Below are 16,255 nucleotides of genomic sequence, written 5' to 3' on the forward strand. Positions count from 1 at the left end.
TTAAATTTCCTTATAAATCGTTAATCCAAGGTCTAGAAATGAATCGTAACAGAATTGCCATCTTGGAATACTCGTTCTAATAAAACGAATTTCTACATTAGGATGACTTAATAAATTAAATGCAACAGAACTGAAGAACGTGTAAATAATTACTTTTTTATTTGATAAATGTTTAAATACGTAATCTTCAAAAATTAATTCAGATTCAACATAATTTACCCCATCCACTCGATAATCTTCTGCTGGATGAGGGAAATAATAGTCAAAAGGAATCTGATCTTTTAATTTTTTAATTAATGATACATTTTCCTCTTTTGTATTTAACAATGGTTGCCCTATAAAAAATGAAACTTCGCCATCTATCTCACCATCTACTTTATTATCCCATAAGGAAATTGGTTCAATATTAGGAACAATATTTTTATAATTAGGATAAACCGTATAATGTTTTTTTATTTTTTTAAATAATTTATGCACACTATATCTATCGCCAATAAAGACTTTAATCAGTTTATATTTAAATGTATCAGGCTCTCTCAATAAATTAGGATGTGGAAAAATATTATCCGAGCCATCATCAAAGGTATAAAGCTCTTTAAATGAAACATGACTAAGATAAGTTTGTAGCCATAATGAATTAAGATTAGCGAGAAAAACCTTATCAAAACTTTTATACGTAATTTTATTCTTTAACTGACGCATTAATTTTAAGGAGTCAAAACCTTTTAGATCTTTTCCCGTATCAATATTTACAGCATTACAACAAACCTCCGCTAATTTACTCGCATACAAGGTTCTTTTTTTATCCCATACACCACCAAACATGACGCCAAAGAATTGCTCGTTAGGATGTAATTCAATGATTTTTCTCGCAATTAATACTTGCAATGGTGTGCAACAAAGAATAAGGTTCATAGGGTTTTACTCACTTTAGATGTCATAAAATAAAGAATAGGAATAATGGAAAGCGAACCAATAATTCCAGCATAAGGGATATATTTAATTTCTGTAAAAGTTAAAGCCACAAGGCTTGCCACATAAATTATTGTAGATAAAACGGAACATTGGGAAATCAGTTTATTTTTTCCATAATAGAAAAGATAATTAACTAAAATCAAATAAGGAATACTTAATGTGGTCGAAATTAAAAATAAAATAAAATAATATTTCGTTCCAACAAATTGGCTACCTAAAATCCAAACTAACACATCCTCAGGAATAATCCACATTATTAAGGCAGGAATAGGTATCAGCAAAAAGGAAAATAACGCCCATTTATGTAATTGTTGAATTACTAATTTTTTTTGTTTCAAGGCTTCATAAAAATAGGGAATAATAGCTTTATTAAGTGCTTGAATTGCAATAGAAAAGATTAAAGCAAGTTGAGCCCCCATGGCATAAAGCCCTAAATCTGTTTCACTGAATTTGTGATAAATAAAAATACGGTCTAACTGCCCTTTTAAGAAAAAACTTGCATAATGTAAAATAAGCGGTAATCCAAATCCTAAAATATAAAATAATGCGGATTGATAATGTTTAAATTGATATTTTTTAGATGTTGCACTCTTTCTGTAAAGAAAATAAGAAAAAAACCAAACGACTAAATTACTCAATAAAATTGCCAAAATTCTTTTTTCAACAAGGTCATTTTGATAATACTCGAGCAATGCGACGGTAAATACCGCACCAGTAACAGTGAGTGAAAATTGAATAAAAGCATAAGACCAAGCCTTTTTCTGGCATTGTCTTACACTTAGCTGTACATTTAAAAAAGACTGAAAAATTGAGGAAAGTGCGGCATAAAATAATATTTCAGACTGAGCAATCCAACAACCCATTAAAATAATACTGCCAATTATCGTGGTATAAGCATAGCCAGTATTTACCACTAAATTTAATGAACGTTTTCCGTAAAAATAAAAATAACGGGAAATTGCGCCCTCTTGAGTTAAAGAAACCACAATCAAAAATAAACTTAAAAAAGTTTGATAATAAGAAAGTGAGCCATACCCTTCTACGCCTAATTTACGCGATAAATAAGGCAAAAGTAAAAAAGGAACTAACTTTGACGATAATTCCCCAACAAGGTAAATGACACTATCTTTAAAAACTTTCATAAATATCACCGCACTTTTGATGAATTTAGGCGTTTGTTTATCAAAAAATAAGGGGGCTTATTTTAACAAAATCAACATGGACAAGCTATGACTAATCATTATAATGAAACCGCTCTATATCAAGGATCTTATCTATGTTAGAACTAGGAAAACTTCTTACCGCACTTATCGCACCACCTTTTAATACCTTTGTATTACTTATTATTGCAGCGATTCTTTATCTTGTTCATTTCAAAAAATTAGCCAAATTTATTGCGCTTATCAGTTTCACTTGGCTTTATATCATAAGCACACCTTTTACTGGTTTATTGCTAACAGATAATGATGACACTCCAGCCCTTACCCTAGATGACTATAAACAAGCTCAAGCTATTGTCATATTAGGCGGTGGATCTTACCCAACCAAAGAACTGTATGCAGAAACAACTTCTGGCGCACCGCAACTAGAACGTTTACGTTATGCGGCATTTTTACAAAAAGAAACGGGCTTGCCTATTTTAACTACTGGCTATTCTTTGATAGGCATTTCTGAAGGCGACTTAATGGCAAAAGAACTTAACCAATTCTTTAATGTACCAACACAATGGATCGAAAATAAAGCCCGTAATACGGAAGAAAATGCCAGTTTCACTAAAAATATTTTAGTTAAAGATCATATTCAAAAAATTATTTTAGTAACAAATCAATGGCATATGAAACGAGCCAAATACCTTTTTGAAAAACAAGGATTTGATGTTTTTCCTGCTGCAGCGGCAAGCTATGGCAGCAAAAGAAATCTCTCTGCAAAATCTTTTATTCCTGACTTAGGCGCATTAAATAGCAATATGATTTTATTAAAAGAGTGGATTGGTTATTGGAAAGCCTATTACGTAGAATAATTTGCTTATAAAAATCCTCTTTTCTAAATGTAAATAAACAAAATAGACATAAAAAAGACCGCAAAGTGCGGTCAATTTTTTTAGAATTCTTTTGAAATTAAACTTTCGGCTAATTGCAAATCAAGTGTGGAATCAATATCAATGGAACGATAGGTTGGCATTAAATAAAAACGCATTGGCGCAATGAAAAAGCGTTTTTCTTCAAAGAGACTTTCGATGTCATTAATATAAATTGCGCCATTTGCACGATAAGATTTCGGTAATTTTTGGCGAGGGGCTTCAAAATCGGTTAATTCGTGAATAGGCTGAACTTCGGTGCTTTCTAAAGTGAAAGATTTATAAGGATGATGCTCACATTCGCAAGCGGAAACCACTGATTTATATTTGCCACCAAGGAAAATTTCCATCGCATTACGAATATCTAAAGCATTACGCAATGGGCTAGTTGGCTGCAAAAGTACAGTCGTACCTTGTGAAATATTGAGAGTTTCTAAGCAATGCAAAATAGCATCAATGGTGCGTGTATCACTTTGCGCCAAATTTTCAGGGCGTGCCACTGCTTTTGCACCATATTTTGTAGCTTCTTTTAAAATGTTTTCGCCGTCTGATGTCACTACAATCTGATCAAACATACCCGACTCTTGCGCTGCCAAAATCGCACGCCCCACTAAAGAAACGCCACCAACAAGCTGTAAGTTTTTATCTTTAATGCCTTTAGAACCCGCTCTTGCAGGAATAATCGCAATTCTTGTCATCATCTTTACTCTCTATGATAGAAATGCTAACTATTTTAGAACCTTTCCCTTGCTTTAGCAAAAACTAATCTTTAGTATGGCGACGCATTTTTGTTTAAAAAAAGAGGAAATAAAATGACTCAACTTACTCGTGAACAAGTTCTGGAACTCTTCCATCAACGTAGCTCAACACGTTATTACGACCCAAACAAAAAAATTAGTGATGAAGATTTTGAATGTATTTTAGAGTGCGGTCGATTATCGCCGAGTTCTGTAGGCTCTGAACCTTGGAAATATTTAGTGATTCAAAATAAAACCCTGCGCGAAAAAATTAAGCCTTTCAGTTGGGGAATGCTAAATCAGCTTGATAATTGCAGTCATCTTGTGGTAATTCTCGCGAAGAAAAATGCCCGTTATGACAGCCTATTTTTTGAGGATGTAATGGAGCGCAAAGGCTTGAACGCAGAGCAACAACAAGCTGCCCTCGCCAAATATAAAACCTTTCAAGAAGAAGATATGAAATTACTCGAAAGCGACCGCACTTTATTTGATTGGTGCAGTAAACAAACTTATATCGCCCTTGCAAATATGCTCACTGGCGCTGCCGCCCTTGGCATCGATTCTTGCCCAATTGAAGGTTTTCATTACGACAAAATGAATGAATGTCTCGCCGAAGAAGGATTATTTGATCCTCAAGAATATGCGGTTTCTGTCGCCGCAACCTTTGGTTACCGTTCACGCGATATTGCGAAAAAATCGCGTAAAGCGTTAGATGAAGTAGTGAGATGGGTGGAGTAAAAATCCCATTAAAAAAGGGCTGCATATGCAGCCCTATCTTTTTTTGATTATTTTACTTCTTTAAATAGAATCTCACTTGGGATTACGGAACCTTGCCAGTAAAGTTCTGTAGAGACTTTTTCTGCAAGTTGTAGGAATGCTTGTGAAATTTCATTTTCAGGCACTCGCACAACAGTTGGGTTGCCTGCATCTAAATCTTCACGGATACGAATGTGTAAAGGAAGTTGAGCTAATACTTTCACATTGTATTTTTCAGCCATTTTCTCTGCACCGCCTGTGCCAAAAATCGCTTCATGGTGACCGCACTCGCTACAAATGTGCATAGACATATTTTCCACAATACCCAATACCGGCACGGATACTCGCTCAAACATTGAAATACCTTTCACAGCATCAAGCAGAGCAATATCTTGCGGAGTTGTCACTACCACTGCGCCAGTCACAGGAATTTGTTGTGATAAGGTAAGTTGAATATCGCCAGTGCCTGGGGGCATATCGATAACAAGATAATCTAAACTATCCCATAAGGTTTCATTTAATAATTGGCTTAATGCGCTGCTCGCCATTGGGCCACGCCAAATTGTTGCGCTATCTTCATTCATTAAAAAGCCAATGGAATTTGCAGATAAACCATGTGCTTTAATTGGGGTGATGTGTTGATTATCTGGCGAAGTTGGACGTTGATCCGCTGCGCCTAACATATGTGGAATAGAAGGCCCATAAATATCCGCGTCTAAAATTCCAACACGTGCCCCTTGTGCTTGTAATGCTAAAGCGAGATTAACGGAAACCGATGATTTCCCTACGCCGCCTTTGCCAGAACTAACCGCAATAATATTTTTCACACCTTTTACGGCGGGTTGATTATTCGCACGTTTAAGTGTGGCGATTTGATAAGTCACCGCCCATTTAATTGCGTTGCAATCTGTTGTTTTCAATAACGAATCTGAAACCGCTTGTTTTAATTGTTCTGCACCTGAATTCCACGCAAAAGGTAATTGCAATTCAATGCGTAAAGTATCGCCGCCCTTTTCCACTTTTTTCAAAGTATTAAGCACAATCAGATCCTTTTGCAGGGTTGGATGTTGAAATTGTTGAATAATCTGCTGAACTTGATTTTGCTGCTCGGCAGTCAAATTATCAGAAAAGTAGGTTGCCATAATAACTTCCTGTTTAGTAGAGTAAATTTGTCGGGCATATTTAATCACGGAAAGTGCGGTATGTTAAGTTAAAGTTTTTCAAACTAGAAAAAATCCCCTATTTAAAGTAAGATAAGCACAATTTTTGTATGCTAAAAAGAGAATAAAAATGACAACTCAACCCCGTAAAATTTTAGTCACTTGCGCCTTGCCTTATGCCAATGGGGCAATCCATTTAGGCCATATGTTAGAACATATCCAAGCGGATATTTGGGTGCGTTTTCAACGTATGCGTGGCAATAAAATCCATTTTGTCTGTGCAGATGATGCGCACGGCACACCGATTATGCTGAATGCCGATAAACTTGGCATTACACCTGAAGAATTAATTGCTAAAGCAAAAGCCGATCACATGCGTGATTTTGCAGGTTTCAATATTAGTTTTGATAACTATCATTCCACTCACAGCGAAGAAAACAAAGAGCTCACCGCAGAAATTTACAATAAACTCAAAGCCAATGGCTTTATTAAGAGTAAAGTTATTTCTCAGTTATTCGACCCTGAAAAAAATATGTTCTTGCCTGATCGTTTTGTGAAAGGCACTTGCCCGAAATGTAAAGCAGAAGATCAATATGGCGATAACTGCGAAGTGTGTGCATCTACTTACAGCCCAATGGATTTAATTAATCCTCGTTCAGCTGTTTCTGGCGCAACACCTATCGTAAAAGAATCTGAACACTTTTTCTTTGACTTACCTGCATTTGAAGGGATGTTAAAAGAATGGACTCGTTCTGGCTCACTTCAATCTGAAATTGCGAACAAAATGCAAGAATGGTTTGAGAGTGGTTTACAACAATGGGATATTTCACGCGATGCGCCTTATTTCGGTTTTGAAATTCCGGGCGCAAAAGATAAATTCTTCTATGTTTGGTTAGATGCACCAATCGGCTATATGGCTTCATTCAAAAATCTATGCAATCGTGAAGGCATTGATTTCAATGAATTTTGGGCGGAAGGCAGTGATGCGGAACTTTATCATTTCATCGGTAAAGACATCGTTTATTTCCACAGTCTATTCTGGCCAGCAATGCTTGAAGGCAGTGGCTACCGTAAACCGACTAATGTATTCACTCACGGCTACGTCACGGTGGATGGGGCGAAGATGTCAAAATCTCGCGGCACTTTCATTCAAGCCAGCACTTATTTAAATCATATCGATCCTGAATGTTTGCGTTATTACTATGCGGCAAAATTAAATGATCGCATTGAAGATTTAGACTTTAATCTTGAAGATTTCGTACAACGTGTCAATACGGATATTGTAAACAAATTAGTGAATTTAGCTTCACGCAATGCTGGCTTTATTGCGAAACGCTTTGAAGGCAAACTTGCGGATAAACTGGAAGACGAAGCATTATTTGCAGAATTTACCGCCCAAGCCGAGCAAATCGCCGCTTATTACGAAAGCCGTGAATACAATAAAGCCATTCGTGAAATTATGGCATTAACGGATAAAGCCAATAAATACATTGATGAAAAAGCCCCTTGGGTGATTGCAAAAGAAGAAGGCAAAGAGGCAGAATTGCAAGCCGTATGTTCAATGGGAATTGAGCTTTTCCGCGTGCTGATGTCTTACTTAAAACCTGTTCTTCCAAAACTGGCAGAACGTGCAGAAGCCTTCTTACAAGCTGAATTACGTTGGGATAATATTCATCAACCATTACTTGGTCATACCCTTGCACCGTTCACAGCCTTATTCTCTCGTTTAGAGAAAAAACAAATTGATGCCGTTGTGGAAGAAACTAAAGCCTTATTTGCAGCAGCCAATAAAGCAGCAGAAAAAACTGAAGCAAAACCAACCGCACTTTCTGCTGTTGAACCTATTGCTGAAACCATCACCATTGATGATTTCGCTAAACTTGATATGCGTGTAGCAAAAGTATTGAAATGCGAAGCAGTGCCAGAATCTAATAAACTTTTACGTTTTGAATTGGATCTTGGCGATCATACTCGTCAAGTCTTCTCTGGCATTAAAGCGGCTTATAATAAGCCTGAAGAATTAGAAGGTCGTTTTGTGATTATGGTGGCAAACCTTGCACCACGTAAAATGAAATTCGGCGTATCTGAGGGAATGATTCTATCCGCAGGAACAGGCGGTAGTGATTTATTCTTGTTATCTGCCGATAGTGGTGTTACCGCAGGTATGCAAGTAAAATAATCAATTCTATTAATTAGGGCAACATTACGTTGCCCTTTTATTTTCTTGTTGAAAATAGGTGACTTATAACCTACTATAACACTCAACTATTTATCTGTTTGGAGAATATTATGAAAAACGAATTAATTTGCTATAAACAAATGCCAGTGTGGACAAAAGACAAGTTGCCACAAATGTTCCAAGAAAAGCACAACACAAAAGTCGGCACTTGGGGAAAATTAACTGTATTAAAAGGTAAGCTCAAATTTTATGAGCTAACCGAAAATGGCGATGTCATTGCTGAGCATATTTTCACCCCAGAAAGCGAGATTCCTTTTGTTGAACCTCAAGCATGGCATCGTGTTGAAGCGCTTTCTGATGATTTAGAATGCACCCTAGGTTTCTATTGCAAAAAAGAAGATTATTTCAGTAAAAAATACAACATGACAGCCACTCACGGTGATGTAGTGGATGCAGCAAAAATTATCTCGCCTTGTAAAGTATTAGATTTAGGTTGTGGACAAGGGCGTAATTCACTTTATTTAAGTTTATTAGGCCATGATGTAACCTCTTGGGATCACAATGAAAACAGCATTGCCTTTTTAAATGAAACCAAAGAGAAAGAAAACCTTAATATTTCTACCGCACTTTACGACATTAATTCCGCCAACATTCAAGAAAACTACGATTTTATTGTTTCAACGGTAGTGTTTATGTTCTTAAATCGTGAACGTGTGCCGTCAATCATTAAAAATATGCAAGAACACACCAATGTTGGCGGGTATAACTTAATCGTTGCCGCTATGTCTACTGATGATATGCCTTGCCCACTTCCGTTCTCTTTCACTTTTGCTGAAAATGAATTAAAAGAATATTACAAAGATTGGGAATTCTTAGAATATAACGAAAATATGGGCGAATTACACAAAACCGATGAAAACGGCAATCGCATTAAAATGAAATTTGCCACGATGTTAGCAAAAAAGAAATAATCTGCTAATTTAAAAAATCACCGCACTTTGCCTCAATAAAAAAGATCACTTAGAAAATATCTTTGGCCTTGCGAAGTGCGGTAAATTCTTCAAGTCTTTTTGCTTGTAAAAACGGATTAATTTCTCGCTCTAGTTTTAATGTTGTCGGCAAACTTGGTTTATTTTCAGCTCGCTGTTTTTCAACAAAAACACGCTGCTTTTCTACCGCACTTTTTTCCACCAGCACAATTTCCGCAAATGCTAAATTTCCCAATGTATATTCGTGAGCAGGGCAAACAATCGTCTCGTCAGGCAATGCATTCAAACGCTGTAAACCTTCAAACATCTGCGCATAATTACCTGTGAAAACACGTCCGCAACCTGCAGAAAATAACGCATCGCCACAAAACAAATGATTATCCACTAAAAAACTAACGTGCTGTTTAGTGTGTCCACCCGTCGGAATGACATCAATTTGATAATGTGTGGTAAGGATCTTCCCTTCGTTCACAATTTGAGTTGCACCTTTTTTCTCACATTCTTGCGACCCATAAATCGGCACTGTTGGATAACGTTTTTTAAATGCCGACACACCTTGTGTATGATCATCGTGTTCGTGAGTAAGCAACACCGCTTCAATGTTTACATTTTGTTTATCTAACCACGCAAACAGCTTGTCCGTTTCAGGCAAATCTACAATAATAAGAGGCAGATTTTCTCGTTGATAAAGCCAAATGTAGTTATCATTCAGCGCAGGCAAAGCAAATAACATAATCGTCCTTTTCATTTGTGATGGAGGAATAAAATGATTGTAAACTGGAATGCCAACGCGACCAAATTTTTCTTTTTTGAGTTATCCTAGATAACAACTAAAAATTTGATTTAGGCTAAAATAACCAAATGAAGAAAAGTCGCCTAAGCCACTAGAAATAAAATAAACTTATTTTACCGCAGTTAAAGCCTCGATTGCAGCTTCTGGCGCAGTTTCAACAGTATGAATTTGAAATTTAGACATTATGTTTCTCCTAAATAAATATAAATAGATATGTTTTGTGTGAGAAATAATACGAAGGTTTTTCAATAAATAAAAAGAAATAAAATGCACTTTATAGATTAGAAAGTTATAACTAACGATCAAATTTTGCTAGAATACGGCAATTTTTAACGATATTAATAAGGTACTTTATGTCTGAACAAACATTTATCCTTGGCAAAGATGCCGCATTGGAAGATAGCATTGCAAAATTTCAGCAAAAATTGACCGCACTTGGTTTTAATATTGAAGAGGCATCTTGGTTGAATCCAGTGCCAAATGTGTGGTCTGTACATATTCGCGATAAAGACTGCCCACAGTGTTTTTCAAATGGTAAAGGGGCAAGCAAAAAAGCGGCGTTAGCCTCTGCCCTTGGCGAATATTTTGAGCGTCTTTCCACTAATTATTTCTTTGCTGATTTCTATTTAGGGCAAGAGATTGCAAACAGCGATTTTGTGCATTATCCCAATGAAAAATGGTTCCCGATTGAAGATGATGCTTTACTGCCTAATGGCATTTTAGATGATTATTTATTGGATTATTTTGATCCTAATGCCGAGCTTACGCCTGAATTATTAGTCGATTTACAATCTGGCAATTATGATCGTGGGATCGTGGCGATGCCTTATGTTCGGCAATCAGACGAGCAAACCGTTTACATTCCACAAAGTATTATTGCCAACCTTTATGTCTCAAATGGCATGTCTGCAGGCAATACAAAATTTGAAGCACGCGTGCAAGGCTTGTCAGAAGTCTTTGAGCGTTATGTGAAAAACAAAATTATCGCTGAAGCAATCAGTCTGCCAGAAATTCTAAAATCTGTGATGGATCGCTATCCATCTATTCAGGCTTCCATTGCAAAATTAGAGGAAGAAGGCTTCCCAATTTATGCTTTTGATGCTTCACTCGGCGGAAAATACCCTGTTATTTGCGTGGTGCTACTCAATCCAAATAACGGCACTTGCTTTGCCTCTTTTGGTGCACATCCAAATTTCCAAGTGGCATTAGAACGTACGGTGACTGAACTTTTACAAGGTCGCAGTTTGAAAGATTTAGATGTTTTCTCTCCGCCATCTTTCAATAACGATGATGTGGCTGAACACGCTAATTTAGAAACCCACTTTATTGATTCGAGCGGTTTAATTTCTTGGGATTTATTTAAACAAACACCAGATTATGAATTTGCTGATTGGGATTTCAGCGGTACAACACAAGAAGAATACAATAATTTAATGGCGATTTTCCATGCGGATGAAAAAGAAGTTTACGTAATGGATTACAACCATTTAGATGTATATGCGTGCCGTATTATTGTGCCAGGTATGTCTGATATTTATCCTGCAGACGATTTAATTTACGCCAACAACAATATGGGCATGGACTGGCGCGAAATTTTACTCGATTTACCAAACTGGCATCACGATGCTGAAACCTATCAAGAGTTATTAGAAGAATTAGACGGACAAGATATTGACGATGCAACTCGCGTGCGTGAATTTATCGGTATCGTTGCACCTAAAAATAGCGGCTGGACAACCTTACGCGTGGGCGAATTAAAATCTATGCTTCACCTTGCATTAGGCGAATTAGAACAAGCATTAGATTGGGCAAACTGGACGCTTAATATGAACAGCTCCGTATTCACCACAGAACGTGTGAATTATTACCGTGCATTAATTTCCATCATTGAATTACATTTAGATCAAAATCGTGACCCAGCGCAATATCGTTCAGTGTTTGAGAAAATGTATGGCAAAGATGCAGTTAAACAAGCTTGGGTTGCTGTCTCTGAAGGGGGTAATCCGTTCTACAATCTTCCTGCAAGTGATGAAAATTTGGAAAACTTTAAGGAGCATCAAGCGTTGCTAAAGGCTTATGGGAAGTTGCAGAAAGCGAAGCGAACACATCAAAAATAAATTAGGCTTATTTCGTACTTTCAATTCTTGAAAGTACGACCTACTTTTCTTTGTTTCGCCAAAGAAAATTAGGCAAAAGAAAAGCGCCCCTGCTTTTCCTTATTTCCTTCGTTTCATACAATTTGCTTAACGGAAATTTTCTGAACTCGCCGCAAACGGCTCAAACAGACGAAAATTTCCTACAAATTCTATGAAACAAAGGCGGAAAAGAAGGGACCCCATTTAATTCTACCTACAAATAAAACGACCTATAAAAATCTCCCTAAAACCAACCGCACTTTTTAAATGATCCTCCGATAAACTCGGGCCCCATATAAATCGCCTTTGCGACTTTCAATTTTTAGGCAATTTTCGTCTGTTTGAGCAACGTAGTTGCGAGTTTAGAAAATTGCCGTAAAGAAAATTGAAACAAAGCAAAGATCAGCGATTTAACTGGGGCACTTTTCTTTGCTTACTTTCTTTTGTACAAGCAAAAGAAAGTAAGTCGCCATTAGGCGAAATCCTAATGTAAAAAACATACCTTTATGCTATAATCCGCCACAATTTTTGATCAAAAAAGGAATACCAATGACGGATTCAATCCAATCATCTATCACCCCTGTCAATATTGAAGAAGAACTCAAATCTTCCTACCTTGACTACGCGATGTCGGTTATCGTTGGGCGTGCATTACCTGACGTTAGAGATGGTTTAAAACCTGTTCACCGCCGCGTGTTGTTCTCAATGGATCGCGAAGGCAATACCGCCAATAAAAAATACGTAAAATCAGCGCGTGTTGTGGGGGATGTAATCGGTAAATATCATCCTCACGGCGATTCCGCTGTGTACGATACAATCGTTCGTATGGCGCAACCATTCTCACTTCGCTATATGTTAGTTGATGGGCAAGGTAACTTTGGTTCAATTGACGGCGATGCACCCGCTGCAATGCGTTATACCGAAGTACGTATGCAAAAAATTACGCAAGCATTGCTCACTGATTTGGATAAAGAAACCGTCAATTTCTCGCCAAACTATGATGGCGAATTAATGATTCCAGATGTATTACCGACTCGTATTCCAGCACTTTTAGCAAATGGTTCTTCTGGTATTGCGGTGGGGATGGCAACTAATATTCCTCCTCACAACTTAAATGAAGTATTAAATGGTTGTTTGGCTTATATCGACAACAATGAAATTACCATTGATGAATTAATGCAACATATTCCAGGCCCAGACTTTCCAACCGCGGCATTAATTAATGGTCGTAAAGGAATTGAAGAAGCCTATCGCACTGGTCGTGGCAAAGTGTATGTTCGCGCTCGAGCAACGGTAGAAACCAACGAAAAAGGACGCGAGCAAATTATCGTGTCTGAATTGCCATACCAAGTAAATAAAGCAAAATTAGTCGAGAAAATTGCCGAATTAATTCGCGAGAAAAAAATCGAAGGTATCAGCAATATTACTGACCTTTCAAACAAAGAAGGGATTCGTATTGAAATTGATATTAAACGTGAGGCAGTAGGGGAAGTGGTATTAAACCATCTTTACTCGCTTACTCAAATGCAAGTGACCTTTGGTATCAATATGGTAGCATTGGATCACGGTCAGCCACGTTTATTTAATCTTAAAGAAATCATTGAATCCTTTGTGTTACACCGCCGTGAAGTCGTTACACGTCGTTCTATCTTTGAGCTTCGCAAAGCACGTGAACGTACGCATATTTTGGAAGGTTTAGCGGTTGCTCGTTCTAATATCGATGAAATGATTGCGATTATTCGTAACTCTAAAAACCGTGAAGAAGCTGCAACAACAATCAGTTCACGCTCTTGGACATTACATAGCGATATTATTAATCTTCTTGATGTTTCTGCTCGTCCTGATGATTTAGAAGAAAATCTTGGTATTCAAGGTGAACAATATTACTTATCGCCAGCGCAAGTAAACGCAATTCTAGAACTTCGTTTACACCGTTTAACGGGCATTGCCTTTGAAGAAGTTGTAAAAGAATATGAAGAATTATTAGTTAAAATTGCAGATCTTCTTCATATTTTAAGTAGCGCAGAACGTTTAATGGAAGTGATTCGTGAAGAATTGGAAGAAGTGAAAGCACAATTCGGCGATGATCGTTTAACTGAAATTACCACCGCATCTGGCGATATTGATTTAGAGGATTTAATCGCACAAGAAGACGTAGTTGTAACGCTTTCTCATGAAGGTTATGTGAAGTACCAACCACTAACTGACTATGAAGCACAACGTCGTGGCGGTAAAGGTAAATCTGCGACGAAGATGAAAGAAGAAGATTTCATCGAAAAATTACTGGTGGCAAATACTCACGATACGATCCTCTGCTTCTCTAGCCGTGGCCGTTTATATTGGTTGAAAGTATATCAACTTCCGCAAGCAAGCCGTGGCGCACGCGGTCGTCCAATTGTAAATATTCTTCCATTACAAGAAAACGAACGTATTACTGCAATCTTACCAGTTTCTGCTTACGAAGAAGATAAATTCGTGGTCATGGCAACTGCTGGCGGTATTGTGAAGAAAATCGCCTTAACTGAATTTAGCCGTCCACGTTCAAACGGTATCATCGCATTGAATTTACGTGATGAAGATGAATTAATCGGCGTGGATATTACCGATGGTAGCAACGAAATTATGTTGTTCTCATCACAAGGTCGTGTGGTACGTTTTGCAGAAAATGCTGTGCGTGCAATGGGGCGTTTAGCAACAGGGGTTCGCGGTATCAAACTGGCTTTAACAAACGATATTTCTGACGATGAAAGTGCGGTAGAAATTGAAGAAATTTCTGATGACAACGCTGAAGCATCATTAGACTTAAATATCGATAAAGTGGTTTCTCTTGTTGTGCCAAAAGGCGAAGGTGCCATTTTAACCGCAACGCAAAACGGCTACGGAAAACGCACACAGTTAAGTGAATACCCAACTAAGTCACGTAATACAAAAGGTGTGATTTCGATTAAAGTGAGTGAACGCAATGGTAAAGTAGTTGCCGCAACTCAAGTAGAAGAAACAGACCAAATTATGTTGATCACTGATGCAGGAACCCTTGTTCGCACACGCGTAAGCGAGGTAAGCATTGTAGGTCGTAACACGCAAGGTGTTCGTTTAATTCGTACTGCCGATGATGAACACGTAGTAAGTTTAGAGCGTGTTTGTGATGCAGATGAAGAAGATTCTTTGGAAGAAAGCAGTTCTGAAGAATAACCTATTATAAAAGAACCTATTATAAAAGAAAAAGTGCGGTAAAATTTCACCGCACTTTTTTATGCCTAATTACTTACCAGCCAAACCATCTCTAATCCGTTTTTCAAACTGATCATAATCCACTAAAAACGCATCGTGTCCGTAGTCTGATGGAAATTCATGAAAATGTAGATCGACGCCACTTTGTTCTAAAAGCTGTTTACTTTTATAAAGATCCACTGGTTTAAAAAGCTGATCCGTAGTCACAGAAACCAATGTATAACGCGCTTTAATGCGTGATAAAGCCTCTTTGATATTTTCATACCCCAGACTGGGATCATACATATCTAACGCACGTAACAAATGCAAATAACTATTGGCATCAAAACGTTCTAAGAATTTTTTTCCTTGATAAGAAAGGTAGGATTCCACTTGAAAGTAATCGCCCCAAAAACTGCCATCTGATTTTGTGGCACGCCCAAAGGCTTTCGCAAGTTGTAAATCAGTGCGGTAAGTCAGCATACCTAGCATACGCGCAATAGATAGCCCTTGATCTGGCGGTGTACCATCATAGTAATCGCCACCGTTAAAATTAGGATCATTAATGACCGCTTGACGCATTACGTGGTTAAAACCGATGGCTTCAGCACTAAAATAAATGGATGAGCAAAGGTTCACGATATTATCCATAAAATCAGGATAATCAATCGCCCATTGATTCGCTTGCATGCCACCAAAAGATCCGCCAATAATAGCTTTTAAATGGCTAATGCCAAGATGATCAAGCAAGGCTTTTTGTACTTTGACAATATCTTGCACGACAATATTAGGAAATTGGCTACCATAAGGTTTACCCATCTTCGGATTAATCGATGAAGGCCCAGTTGTTCCCTTACAACCGCCTAATACGTTCGAGCTAATAAAAAAATAACGATCCGTATCCAATGCTAAACCTGCTCCCATAAAATTCTGCCACCATCCATTGCGACCATCATCGAAATAAGGCTCAGCATCGCCAGTCAAAGCGTGGCAAATTAATACCGCATTATTTTTCTCAGCATTGAGCACGCCATATGTTTGATACGCGACATTAATATGGGAAAGTTTGCCGCCAAGCATCAGAGTTAAAGGCTGTGTGTCAAAAAGCACTACATTTTGCACAGACATTGAAAACCTATCGTAATAATCAGAATGGCGTTTAAACTATCAGTAAGTCGATTAGCTTGTCAAGAAATTTTAGCCGTCTAAACGGCTAAATTATCGCACATCAATGCGATTCACAA

Annotated in this window: 12 protein-coding genes and 1 pseudogene; 6 read left to right on the forward strand and 7 right to left on the reverse strand. The window is 37.5% G+C overall.

The window, feature by feature from the left end:
* Nucleotides 1-915: a lipooligosaccharide biosynthesis sialyltransferase LsgB gene (gene lsgB, locus DQN24_RS07270; RefSeq protein ID WP_111695630.1), complete on the reverse strand. Its 915-nt coding sequence runs from the start codon at nt 913-915 to the stop codon at nt 1-3.
* Entirely contained in the window at nt 912-2,117 is a 1,206-nt protein-coding gene (lsgA, locus tag DQN24_RS07275; protein WP_111695631.1) for a lipooligosaccharide flippase LsgA, read from the reverse strand. The genes lsgB and lsgA overlap by 4 nt, the downstream gene beginning before the upstream one ends.
* Nucleotides 2,118-2,251: 134 nt before the next feature.
* On the opposite strand from lsgA, the gene DQN24_RS07280 reads away from it, so the two are divergent.
* A complete protein-coding gene (locus DQN24_RS07280) occupies nt 2,252-2,995 on the forward strand; it encodes a YdcF family protein (RefSeq protein ID WP_111695632.1) in 744 nt (247 codons plus the stop codon).
* 80 nt (nt 2,996-3,075) lie between these two features.
* Here DQN24_RS07280 and DQN24_RS07285 read toward each other — a convergent pair whose 3' ends face one another.
* Nucleotides 3,076-3,750, reverse strand: a complete 675-nt coding sequence (locus DQN24_RS07285; protein ID WP_105900070.1) for a cytidylyltransferase domain-containing protein — start codon at nt 3,748-3,750, stop codon at nt 3,076-3,078.
* A gap of 114 nt (nt 3,751-3,864) precedes the next feature.
* Between DQN24_RS07285 and DQN24_RS07290 the strand changes: the two genes are divergently transcribed.
* Entirely contained in the window at nt 3,865-4,527 is a 663-nt protein-coding gene (locus tag DQN24_RS07290) for an NAD(P)H-dependent oxidoreductase (protein ID WP_111695633.1), read from the forward strand.
* A 47-nt stretch (nt 4,528-4,574) separates the two neighbouring features.
* On the opposite strand, the gene apbC is transcribed toward DQN24_RS07290, so the two are convergent.
* Nucleotides 4,575-5,687 carry an iron-sulfur cluster carrier protein ApbC gene (gene apbC / locus DQN24_RS07295; protein ID WP_111695634.1) on the reverse strand — a complete coding sequence of 371 codons (1,113 nt, stop codon included), beginning with the start codon at nt 5,685-5,687 and terminating at the stop codon, nt 4,575-4,577.
* A gap of 148 nt (nt 5,688-5,835) precedes the next feature.
* On the opposite strand from apbC, the gene metG reads away from it, so the two are divergent.
* The gene (metG, locus tag DQN24_RS07300) at nt 5,836-7,884 is read left to right on the forward strand and encodes a methionine--tRNA ligase (protein ID WP_111695635.1); all 2,049 of its coding nucleotides are present in this window, start codon (nt 5,836-5,838) and stop codon (nt 7,882-7,884) included.
* A gap of 110 nt (nt 7,885-7,994) precedes the next feature.
* The gene (tehB, locus tag DQN24_RS07305) at nt 7,995-8,855 is read left to right on the forward strand and encodes an SAM-dependent methyltransferase TehB (RefSeq protein ID WP_111695636.1); all 861 of its coding nucleotides are present in this window, start codon (nt 7,995-7,997) and stop codon (nt 8,853-8,855) included.
* Between the two features lie 49 nt (nt 8,856-8,904).
* Here the strand turns inward: tehB and gloB are convergent, their stop codons facing one another.
* Together gloB and DQN24_RS07315 are read right to left on the reverse strand one after the other, a co-directional pair.
* Nucleotides 8,905-9,606 (reverse strand): hydroxyacylglutathione hydrolase, encoded by a 702-nt coding sequence (gloB, locus tag DQN24_RS07310; protein ID WP_021035067.1) that lies wholly within the window; start codon nt 9,604-9,606, stop codon nt 8,905-8,907.
* Nucleotides 9,607-9,777: 171 nt separating this feature from the next.
* Nucleotides 9,778-9,849 (reverse strand): annotated as a pseudogene (locus DQN24_RS07315) (carboxymuconolactone decarboxylase family protein); the annotation flags it as partial.
* A gap of 170 nt (nt 9,850-10,019) precedes the next feature.
* On the opposite strand from DQN24_RS07315, the gene ycaO reads away from it, so the two are divergent.
* Nucleotides 10,020-11,783, forward strand: a complete 1,764-nt coding sequence (ycaO, locus tag DQN24_RS07320) for a 30S ribosomal protein S12 methylthiotransferase accessory factor YcaO (RefSeq protein ID WP_021035065.1) — start codon at nt 10,020-10,022, stop codon at nt 11,781-11,783.
* A gap of 567 nt (nt 11,784-12,350) precedes the next feature.
* Entirely contained in the window at nt 12,351-14,993 is a 2,643-nt protein-coding gene (gene gyrA, locus DQN24_RS07325) for a DNA topoisomerase (ATP-hydrolyzing) subunit A (protein ID WP_041175313.1), read from the forward strand.
* 69 nt (nt 14,994-15,062) lie between these two features.
* Here gyrA and metX read toward each other — a convergent pair whose 3' ends face one another.
* Nucleotides 15,063-16,139, reverse strand: a complete 1,077-nt coding sequence (gene metX, locus DQN24_RS07330; protein ID WP_041175312.1) for a homoserine O-acetyltransferase MetX — start codon at nt 16,137-16,139, stop codon at nt 15,063-15,065.
* Nucleotides 16,140-16,255 lie beyond the last annotated feature (116 nt).

This window comes from Haemophilus influenzae (assembly GCF_900475755.1).
Classification (GTDB): domain Bacteria; phylum Pseudomonadota; class Gammaproteobacteria; order Enterobacterales; family Pasteurellaceae; genus Haemophilus; species Haemophilus influenzae_D.

Excerpts from the sequence above, each read along its gene's own strand:
- lsgB (WP_111695630.1), bottom strand. The coding sequence starts at position 915 with ATGAACCTTATTCTTTGTTGCACACCATTGCAAGTATTAATTGCGAGA.
- lsgA (WP_111695631.1), bottom strand. The coding sequence starts at position 2,117 with ATGAAAGTTTTTAAAGATAGTGTCATTTACCTTGTTGGGGAATTATCG.
- DQN24_RS07280 (WP_111695632.1), top strand. The coding sequence starts at position 2,252 with ATGTTAGAACTAGGAAAACTTCTTACCGCACTTATCGCACCACCTTTT.
- DQN24_RS07285 (WP_105900070.1), bottom strand. The coding sequence starts at position 3,750 with ATGACAAGAATTGCGATTATTCCTGCAAGAGCGGGTTCTAAAGGCATT.
- DQN24_RS07290 (WP_111695633.1), top strand. The coding sequence starts at position 3,865 with ATGACTCAACTTACTCGTGAACAAGTTCTGGAACTCTTCCATCAACGT.
- apbC (WP_111695634.1), bottom strand. The coding sequence starts at position 5,687 with ATGGCAACCTACTTTTCTGATAATTTGACTGCCGAGCAGCAAAATCAA.
- metG (WP_111695635.1), top strand. The coding sequence starts at position 5,836 with ATGACAACTCAACCCCGTAAAATTTTAGTCACTTGCGCCTTGCCTTAT.
- tehB (WP_111695636.1), top strand. The coding sequence starts at position 7,995 with ATGAAAAACGAATTAATTTGCTATAAACAAATGCCAGTGTGGACAAAA.
- gloB (WP_021035067.1), bottom strand. The coding sequence starts at position 9,606 with ATGTTATTTGCTTTGCCTGCGCTGAATGATAACTACATTTGGCTTTAT.
- ycaO (WP_021035065.1), top strand. The coding sequence starts at position 10,020 with ATGTCTGAACAAACATTTATCCTTGGCAAAGATGCCGCATTGGAAGAT.
- gyrA (WP_041175313.1), top strand. The coding sequence starts at position 12,351 with ATGACGGATTCAATCCAATCATCTATCACCCCTGTCAATATTGAAGAA.
- metX (WP_041175312.1), bottom strand. The coding sequence starts at position 16,139 with ATGTCTGTGCAAAATGTAGTGCTTTTTGACACACAGCCTTTAACTCTG.